The organism is Mycobacterium sp. UM_11 (assembly GCF_001414075.1).
Classification (GTDB): Bacteria; Actinomycetota; Actinomycetes; order Mycobacteriales; family Mycobacteriaceae; genus Mycobacterium.
The window spans coordinates 64,140-73,311 of the sequence record NZ_LATC01000010.1 but is presented as its reverse complement, the minus strand read 5'-3'; the positions used below and the strand labels follow the sequence as shown (position 1 = coordinate 73,311).

At 70.0% G+C, this 9,172-nt stretch carries 7 protein-coding genes; 2 read left to right on the top strand and 5 right to left on the bottom strand.

Going from position 1 to position 9,172, the window contains the following annotated elements:
• The coding region (gene hisS, locus WU80_RS04655) for a histidine--tRNA ligase (RefSeq protein ID WP_055405732.1) at positions 1-853 on the bottom strand (853 nt) is incomplete at its 3' end.
• Positions 850-1,512, bottom strand: coding sequence for an MBL fold metallo-hydrolase (locus WU80_RS04650; RefSeq protein WP_055400910.1), 663 nt, complete (start codon positions 1,510-1,512; stop codon positions 850-852). The genes WU80_RS04650 and hisS, both read right to left, overlap by 4 nt.
• Positions 1,513-1,629: 117 nt before the next feature.
• On the opposite strand from WU80_RS04650, the gene WU80_RS04645 reads away from it, so the two are divergent.
• Together WU80_RS04645 and WU80_RS04640 are read left to right on the top strand one after the other, a co-directional pair.
• On the top strand, positions 1,630-2,529 hold the full coding sequence (locus WU80_RS04645; protein ID WP_055400908.1) for a peptidylprolyl isomerase: 900 nt from the start codon (positions 1,630-1,632) through the stop codon (positions 2,527-2,529).
• 46 nt (positions 2,530-2,575) lie between these two features.
• Complete coding sequence (locus WU80_RS04640) at positions 2,576-4,342, top strand: protein kinase (RefSeq protein ID WP_055400906.1); 1,767 nt, start codon at positions 2,576-2,578, stop codon at positions 4,340-4,342.
• Between the two features lie 81 nt (positions 4,343-4,423).
• Here the strand turns inward: WU80_RS04640 and WU80_RS04635 are convergent, their stop codons facing one another.
• The 3 genes from WU80_RS04635 to WU80_RS04625 form a co-directional block, all read right to left on the bottom strand.
• Positions 4,424-6,817, bottom strand: a complete 2,394-nt coding sequence (locus tag WU80_RS04635; protein ID WP_055400946.1) for a bifunctional (p)ppGpp synthetase/guanosine-3',5'-bis(diphosphate) 3'-pyrophosphohydrolase — start codon at positions 6,815-6,817, stop codon at positions 4,424-4,426.
• A 166-nt stretch (positions 6,818-6,983) separates the two neighbouring features.
• Positions 6,984-7,526, bottom strand: coding sequence for an adenine phosphoribosyltransferase (locus WU80_RS04630; protein ID WP_197281128.1), 543 nt, complete (start codon positions 7,524-7,526; stop codon positions 6,984-6,986).
• On the bottom strand, positions 7,523-9,172 hold the full coding sequence (locus WU80_RS04625; protein ID WP_055400902.1) for an ABC transporter substrate-binding protein: 1,650 nt from the start codon (positions 9,170-9,172) through the stop codon (positions 7,523-7,525). The genes WU80_RS04630 and WU80_RS04625 overlap by 4 nt, the downstream gene beginning before the upstream one ends.

Below are 9,172 nucleotides of genomic sequence, written 5' to 3'. Positions count from 1 at the left end.
ATGTGTATAAGAGACAGATGCCGGACTGCGCGCCCAGGCCGTCGTGCACGAACTCGAAGGTGGTCTTCGTGTAATAGTCCAGCCCGCGCACCATGCGCGGGTTGATGACGTAGGGCACCCCGAGCGCGTCCAAATGGGCCAGCACGGTGTCGAAGTGCTGCTTGGCGACGTCGGACAGGTGGTCCAGCAACACCGGCGCGTCGGCCGTCATCGCCCGCACCTCGGGCCGCTTGTCGTCGAGCACCCGCAGCGGGTTGATCTCGGCGCGCCGGCGCGTCTCGTCGTCCAGGTCGAGCCCAAACAGGAAGTCCTGCAACAGCTCCCGGTACTGCGGGCGGCAGCTGTCGTCGCCCAGCGAGGTGATCTCCAAACGGAACCCGTCCAGGCCCAGCGATCGGAAGCCGGCGTCGGCGACGGCGATCACCTCGGCGTCCAGCGCCGGATCGTCGACACCGATCGCCTCGACCCCCACCTGCTGCAGCTGCCGATAGCGGCCGGCCTGCGGGCGCTCGTACCGGAAAAACGGCCCGGCGTAACAGAGTTTGACCGGCAGCGCGCCGCGGTCCAGGCCGTGCTCGATCACGGCGCGCACCACCCCGGCGGTGCCCTCGGGGCGCAAGGTGACCGAGCGGTCGCCGCGGTCGGCGAAGGTGTACATCTCCTTGGACACCACGTCGGTCGATTCGCCCACGCCGCGCGCGAACAGGGCGGTGTCTTCGAAGATGGGCAACTCGATGTCGCCGTAGCCCGCCCGGCGGGCGGCGCCGAGCAACCCGTCCCGCACGGCGACGAACTGCGCCGAGTCCGGCGGAACGTAGTCGGGCACCCCCTTGGGCGCCGAGAACTCGGTCACGGGCTCAGGCCCTCGAGGAACGGGTTGAAACGCCGCTCGGCGCCGATGGTGGTGGCGTTGCCGTGCCCCGGCAGGACCACGGTCTCGTCGTCGAGCACCAGGAGCTTGTTCACGATCGAGGTCAGCAGGTCTCGCCCGCTGCCGCCGTGCAGGTCGGTGCGGCCCACCGAGCGTTCGAAGAGCGTGTCGCCGGTGAAAACCACGTCCTTGTCGCCCGAGGCCCGGAACACCACCGACCCGCGGGTGTGCCCCGGGGTGTGATCGACGCTGATGGTCACGCTGCCCAGGTCGAGCTTGTCGCCGTCGCGGTCCAGCTCGACGACCTGCTTGGGCTCGCGGAAGAAGGCGCCCGCCACCAGCTGCGCCACCCGCGGGCCAAGGCCGTAGATCGGGTCTTTCAGCATGAACCGGTCCTCGGGGTGGATGTAGGTCGGGCAGCCGTAGGTGTCGGACACCTTCTGCGCGGACCACATGTGGTCGACGTGCCCGTGGGTGAGCAACACCGCCGCCGGGGTCAGCCGATTCTCGTCGAGAATGCGCCGCAGCTGGCCCATCACCCGCTGTCCCGGATCCACGATGACGGCGTCCGTTCCCGGCCGCTCGGCCAGCACATAGCAGTTGCACTGCAACATGCCCGCGGGAAATCCGGTGATCAACACGGTTCCCAGTTTCCCACGGGCCCCACTTGACACCAGTCGCGGCGCCCACATTAGCCTGGGCTGGCCACCGACGCCTTTTGCGGGCCCCCGACCTACCGACCATGGAGGCATACGGCCGTGCCGACCAACGAACAGCGACGCGCCAACGCCAAACGCAAGCTCGAGCGGCAGCTGGAGCGCCGCGCGAAGCAAGCCAAGAGGCGCCGGATCGCGTTGATCGCGGCCGGCTCGATCGTGGCGGTGGCCGTGGTCGTCGCGGTGGTGCTCACGGTCATCAGCACCAAACACGAACACAAGAGCAGCACCGCGGCGAGCACCACCTCGCCCGCCGCCAGCAGCTCCCCGGAGTCCACCACCCCCGCCGGGCCGACGCCGCCCGTTCCGCCGCTGCCGCCGTTCAAGGCGGCGGCCGATCTGGGCGCGAACTGCCAGTACCCGGCGTCCCCGGAACCGGCCGCCAAGCAGGTCAAGCCGCCGCGCACCGGCAAGGTGCCGACCGATCCGGCGACGGTGAGCGCCAGCATGGTCACCAACCAGGGGCGCATCGGCCTGATGCTCGCGAACAACGAATCGCCTTGCACGGTAAACAGTTTCGCGAGCCTGATCGGTCAGAAGTATTTCGACAACACCAAGTGCCACCGGCTGACCACTTCGGCGGACCTGGGCGTCCTGCAATGCGGCGATCCCAAGGGTGACGGCACGGGCGGTCCGGGGTACCAGTTCGCCAACGAGTATCCGACCGACCAGTACCCGCCGAACGACCCCAAGGCGCAGCAGCCAGTCCTCTACCCGCGCGGCACCCTGGCCATGGCCAACGCCGGTCCGGGCACCAACGGCAGCCAGTTCTTCATGGTGTACAAGGACTCCCAGCTGCCGCCCCAGTACACCGTTTTCGGCACCATCCAGCCCGACGGGCTGGCGACCCTGGACAAGATCGCCAAAGCCGGTGTCGCCGGCGGCGGCGAGGACGGCGCCCCGGCGGCCGAGGTCACCATCACGTCGCTGTTGCTCGACTAGACACAATCGCCCGACCCGCGGGCGGCCCACCGCTTAAGGTCGTTGCGTGGGGTCAGAGTCTTTCGGGCAATACCAATTGCTGGACGTCTTGGGGCGCGGCGGCATGGGACAGGTCTATCGCGCGTACGACGCCGCCACCGACCGGGTCGTCGCGCTGAAAGTCCTGCCGCCGAACATGGCCGAGGATCAGGAGTTTCAGCAACGATTCCGCCGAGAGGCGCGCATCGCGGCGAGCCTGAACGACCCGCACGTGGTGCCGATCCACGGTTACGGCGAGATCGACGGGCGCCTCTATGTCGACATGCGGCTGATCGAGGGCCGGGACTTGCTGGAATACATCGACGAAAACGGCGGGCGGCTGTCCCCCGAGCGCGCGGTCGCGGTGATCGAGCAGGTGGCCGCCGCACTGGACAGCGCCCACCAGGTCGGGCTGATCCATCGCGACATCAAGCCGAAGAACATTCTGGTCACCAAGGCGCGGGACTTCGTCTACCTGATCGACTTCGGCATCGCGCGCACCATGGCCGACACGTCGCTCACGCAGACCGGGCACACGATGGGCACCGTCGCCTACATGGCGCCCGAACGGTTCAGGGGCACAACGGATCACCGCGCCGACGTGTACTCGTTGGCCTGCGTGCTGCACGAGTGCCTGACCGGCAAGCGTCCCTATGCCGGCGACAGCCTCGAGGAACAACTCAACGCGCACCTGAACACCCCGCCGCCGCGGCCGTCGACCACGGCGTCCGGGGTGTCCCCCGCCCTCGACGCGGTGGTCGCCCGCGGGATGGCCAAGGACGTCGAACACCGCTACCAGTCGGCGATGGAACTCGCCGAAGCCGCCAGGGCCGCGCTGACCGAGCCGGCCGGCACCGCGGCCTTCAGCTCGCCGCCGGCGCCGCCGGCACCGCCGCCCCCCACCGGACCAGTCACGCAGGACTTCCCCCCGACCGGCGACACCCCGTATCACCCACCCACGCAATCGCGGCGCCTGCTGCTGGGCATCGTCGGCGCCTCCGCCGTGGCGCTGGTGGCGGTGGTCGCGTTGGTGATCGCGCTGGTGACCCAGAAGGACGACTCCGCCAGCGGCGCGGCGTCGAGCAGCCCGACCCGCGCCCGGGTGCCGGGCAGGGCCGGGTCGAATCCCGGTCCCACCGCGCAGGGTGCGGCGACGGCGCCGCCGCTGCCGGCCTTCGCGCCGCCGGCGGACCCGGGCGCCAATTGCCAGTACCCGAGCGCGCCGGACACCGTCGTCAAACCCGTCAGCCCGCCGCGGTCCGGCCGGATCTCCACCGATCCCCCGCAGATCCCGGCTACCATCTCGACCAATCTCGGCGACATCGGCATCCAGCTCGCCAACAACGAATCCCCTTGTGCGGTCAACAGCTTCGTCAGCCTGGCGAAGCAGCAATTCTTCGACAGCACCCAGTGCGCCCGGCTGATCAACTCGACCGACGGCGGATCGCTGCTGTGCGGCGGCCCCGACGCCGACGGCTCCGGCGGCCCCGGCTATCAGTTCGCGGACGAATATCCCACCAACCAGTACCCGGCCGGGGACCCCGCGCTGAGGGCCACCGTGGTCTACCCGCGGGGCACCGTGATCATGGCCACCGAGGGACCCAACACCAACGGCAGCCAATTCGTCCTGGTGTTCCGGGATTCGGAAATGGAGCCGCAGAGCACTGTGTTCGGCACCATCACCGAGGCCGGCCTGGCGGTCCTGGACAAGATCGCCGGCGCCGGCATCGCCGGCAACCGGCAGAGCGGGCCGCCCACCAACCCGGTCACGATCAACTCGGTGCGCGTCGGCTAGGGGGACCTGATGGCGGCGACCCGCCGCCGACCTGATGGCGGCGACCCGCCGCGCCCGGCTTCGCCGCGCTTGCGATCGCCGCTAGGCCGCCGACGTCACCCGGTAGACGTCGAAGACCCCTTCGACGTTGCGCACCACGTTGAGCAGATGCCCGAGGTGCTTGGGGTCGCCCATCTCGAAGGTGAACCGGCTGATCGCCACCCGGTCGCCGGACGTGGTGACCGACGCCGACAGGATGTTGACCTTCTCGTCGGCCAGCACCCGTGTGACGTCGGAGAGCAACCGGTGCCGGTCGAGCGCCTCGACCTGGATCGCCACCAGGAACACCGAGGACGGCGACGGCGCCCAGTGCACCTCGATGATGCGCTCGGACTGCTGCTGCAGTGACGCCGCGTTGGTGCAGTCGGTGCGGTGCACGCTCACGCCCCCGCCGCGGGTGACGAACCCCATGATCTGGTCGCCGGGCACCGGCGTGCAGCACTTGGCCAGCTTGGACAGCACGCCCGGCGCGCCGGGGACCGAGACCCCGACGTCGTCGCTGCTGCGCGGGCGCCGCAGCATGGTCGTGGGCGTGGACCGCTCGGCGAGATCCTCTTCGGCCTGGTCGATCCCGCCCAGTTCGGCGAGCAGCCGCTGCACGACGTGGCGCGCCGACACGTGACCCTCGCCGATCGCCGTGTAGAGCGCCGACACGTCGGCGTAGTGCAGTTCGCGGGCCACCGCCGCCATGGATTCGCCATTGACCAAGCGCTGCAAGGGAAGTCCGCCCCGGCGCACCTCGCGGGCCATCGCGTCCTTGCCGGCCTCCAGCGCCTCCTCGCGGCGCTCCTTGGCGAACCACTGCCGGATCTTCGTCTTGGCGCGCGGCGACACCACGAACTGCTGCCAGTCCCGCGACGGCCCGGCGTTGGGGGCCTTCGACGTGAAAACCTCGACGACTTCGCCGTTTTCCAGCTTTCGTTCCAGCGCCACCAACCGCCCGTTGACCCGCGCGCCGATGCAGCGGTGGCCGACCTCGGTGTGGACCGCGTAGGCGAAGTCCACCGGCGTCGACCCGTTGGGCAGGGTGATCACATCCCCCTTGGGGGTGAACACGAAGATCTCTTGCACCGCAAGGTCGTAGCGCAACGACTCCAGGAACTCGCCCGGGTCCGCCGCCTCCCGTTGCCAGTCGAGCAGCTGGCGCATCCAGGCCATGTCGTCGATCTCGGCGGCGGCGTGCGGATGCGGAAGACCGTTGCGGCCCTTGGCTTCCTTGTACCGCCAGTGCGCGGCGATGCCGTATTCGGCGGTGCGGTGCATGTCGCGGGTGCGGATCTGCACCTCCAGCGGCTTGCCCTCCGGGCCGACGACGGTGGTGTGCAGCGACTGGTAGACGCCGTACCGCGGCTGGGCGATGTAGTCCTTGAACCGCCCCGCCATCGGCTGCCACAGCGAATGCACCACGCCCACAGCGGCATAGCAGTCCCGGATCTCGTCGCACAGGATCCGGATGCCGACCAGGTCGTGGATGTCGTCGAAGTCGCGGCCCTTGACGATCATCTTCTGGTAGATCGACCAGTAGTGCTTGGGCCGGCCCTCCACCGTCGCCTTGATCTTCGACGCGTTCAGGGTGTTGATGATCTCGGCGCGGACCTTGGCCAGGTAGGTGTCCCGCGACGGTGCGCGGCCGGCGACCAACCGGACGATCTCGTCGTACTTCTTCGGGTGCAGGATCGCGAAGGACAAGTCCTCCAGCTCCCACTTGACGCTGGCCATACCCAGCCGATGCGCAAGGGGCGCAATGACTTCCAGCGTCTCGCGGGCCTTGCGCGCCTGCTTCTCCGGCGGCAGGAAGCGCATGGTGCGCATGTTGTGCAGCCGGTCGGCGACCTTGATCACCAGCACCCGGGGGTCGCGGGCCATCGCGGTGATCATCTTGCGGATGGTCTCGCCCTCGGCGGCGGTGCCCAGCACCACCCGGTCCAGCTTGGTCACCCCGTCGACGAGGTGCGCCACCTCGTCGCCGAACTCCTCGGACATCTGCTCGAGCGTGTAGCCGGTGTCCTCGATGGTGTCGTGCAGCAGCGCGGCCACCAAAGTGGTGGTGTCCATGCCCAATTCGGCGAGGATGTTGGCCACGGCCAGGGGGTGGGTGATGTAGGGGTCGCCGGAGTGGCGCAGCTGGGTGGCGTGCCGCTCGTCCGCGACCTCGAAGGCGCGCTGCAGCAACGACACGTTCGCCTTGGGATAGATCTCCCGGTGCACCGCCACCAGCGGCTCGAGCACGGGGTTGAGCGTGGTGCGCTGGGAGGTCATCCGGCGGGCCAGCCGGGCCCGGACCCGGCGCGACGCGCTGCTAGTCGTTTTCAGCGTCTCGGTCGGCTGCTCCGGCGGCTCGGCGGCCTGCGCGGTGACCGGCTCCCCGACCAGCAGGGCCTCACCGACGTCCGTGGGCGCGTCAAGCGCCTGCGCCGCGCCTTTCTCGTCCGCCACGATGGTCACCTCCGACTTCGAGGATATCGCCAAAGTCTCATCCCCCGGCCGCCTTGAGTGTGCGCTCAGGGCTTCGGGTGTGTGGCCAGGGCGACGAAACGGCGAGATCCGCGCCCTGGGCGCCACACTCGACGCCGCCAGTTCACCCTCAAGCGATCGGCCTGCGCTAGAGCCGGCTCAGGCTGTGCACCGGGAACTCCGCCAGCGCCTCGCGGCCGCCGAGCGCGGTCAGCTCGAGGATCACCGCCGCCGCGATCACCGTCGCCCCGGTCCGTTCCAGCAGCCGCGCCGCCGCCGCGAGGCTGCCCCCGGTGGCCAGCACGTCGTCGATGATCACCACCCGACGCCCGCGCAGCCGGATGCCGTCGGCGGGGATCTCCAGGGTGGCGCTGCCGTACTCCAGGTCGTAGTGCTCGGCGTGCACCGGCGGCGGCAGCTTGCCGCCCTTGCGGATCGCCAGCACGCCGGTGCGCAGCCGGTCGGCGACCGCGGCCGCGGCCAGGAAGCCGCGCGCGTCGATCCCGGCCACCAGGTCGGCGCCCGACGCGATCTCGGCCAGCGCGTCGGTGATCGCCGCGAAGCCCTCGGGATCGGCGAACACCGGGGTCAGATCCCTGAATTGGACACCCGGCTTGGGAAAGTTGGACACCTCGCGCAGCAGCGCGGCGATGACGCTGGCTACCGGCGCGCTGCCGCCGGCGCGCGTCACTGGACCAGCGCCCATCGGTCCATGTTCCAGCCCGCGCCCCAGCGAGTCGGGTTCTTGGTCACCGCGTACATCTTCTTCGACATCAACAGCGTGCGTTGCTGCCGGTAGAGGGGCAGGGTCGGCATGTCGCCCCACAGTACCGGCGCCGCTTCGCCCAGCAGCCGGGCGCGCTCGGCGGGGTCGGCCGAGACGGCCAGCGCCCCGATCGCGCTGTCGACCTGCGGGTTGGCATACCCGGACAGGTTGTTGCCGTTGCCGCTGTGCAGGTCGTAGGCGTCCATCGCCGACGAGCCCGTCGACCCGCTGCCGGCGGCCCCGCCCGTGCTGGCCAGCAGCACGTCGATCTTGCCGTCCTTGAGGGCCTGCGGCCCCGAGGTGTCCAGGGCGACGTTGGCGACGGTGATGCCGGCCGCGGCGCAGGCCTTGGTGATCACCCCGACGTTGACCGCGAGCCGCGCGTTGGGCCCCTGGTAGCCGATCCGCACCGTCGTCGGCGTGCCACCAAGTGCGTCGCGGGCGGCGCCGGGGTCGGCCTTGGCGAACTGGCCGGCCTCGGCGGCGCCGTCGGCGGCGGCGACGGGGTCGTCGGCGGCCGGGTTCAGGCGGGAATTGGCGATCGGCACCCCGGCATCGCGCGCGAGAGTGTCGCGCGGGGTGCACAACGCGAGCGCGCGGCGGGCCTTGGGCTGCGACAGCGGCCCCTGCGGCGCGAAGATCAGCTGCTCGATGCCGGCCGACGGCGAATCGGAGCGGCCGTAGTTGTCCGGCGTGGTCAGCGTTCCCGACGAGCCCGCGGCCACGTCGACCACGTCGACGCTGCGGTTGTTGACCCGGTCCTGAATGTCGGGGCCCTGGGGCCAGACGGTGATGCGCTTGGTGATCGCCTTGGGGCCCCACCACCGGTCGTTGGCGACGAGCACCACCGCGCCGCCGTCCAGGACGCGTTCGATCTTGTACGGACCCGACGACGGGAAACGCTTGAGATCGATGCCGGGTTTGAGGTCCCAGATGGTGTTCCACAGCTTGGCGATCTGCTGCACCAGCTGGGTGTTGTTGCTCAGCAGCGCCGCCGTCACGTCGACGTGCAGCTGGTCGGCGATGACGTGCGACGGCATCAGCGACGTGGCGGTGAACAGCTGGTTGTAGTCGACGATGCCGCGGTCCGGGACGAACGACACCCGGGCCTTCTTCTGGCCGGGCAGGCACTCGACGTTGGCGATGTCGAGGTAACCGGCCTGGGTGGCGGCGCTGAAGTCGGGATACCGGCCGGACTGCGCGGCCCAGGCCAGCACCAGGTCGTCGCAGGTCACCGGCTTGCCGTCGGAGTACACGGCGTTGTCGGCGATCTGGTAGTCGAGCACCAGCGGCGAACCGCCCACCACCGAGACGGTGCCGAAGTCACGGTCGGCGACGGTCTGCCCGTCCGGGCCGTGGTAGCTGAAGCCGGCGAGCGTGCGGGCGAACGCCTGCGCCCCGGCCGACGCGGCGCCGACGACGGTGTTGGTGTTGTAGGTGACCAGCGGCCCGTCGACCACGTAGTCGATCTGGGACGCGGCGCTGCCCGAGCACGCGGCCAGCGTGACGGCCGCGACGAGCATTGCGGCCAAACCGATAGCGCCCCCGACGAGGCGATACCTGGTGGCCAT

Coding starts and splice junctions, on each gene's coding strand:
- WU80_RS04625 (WP_055400902.1), bottom strand. CDS start 9,172: ATGGCCACCAGGTATCGCCTCGTCGGGGGCGCTATCGGTTTGGCCGCA.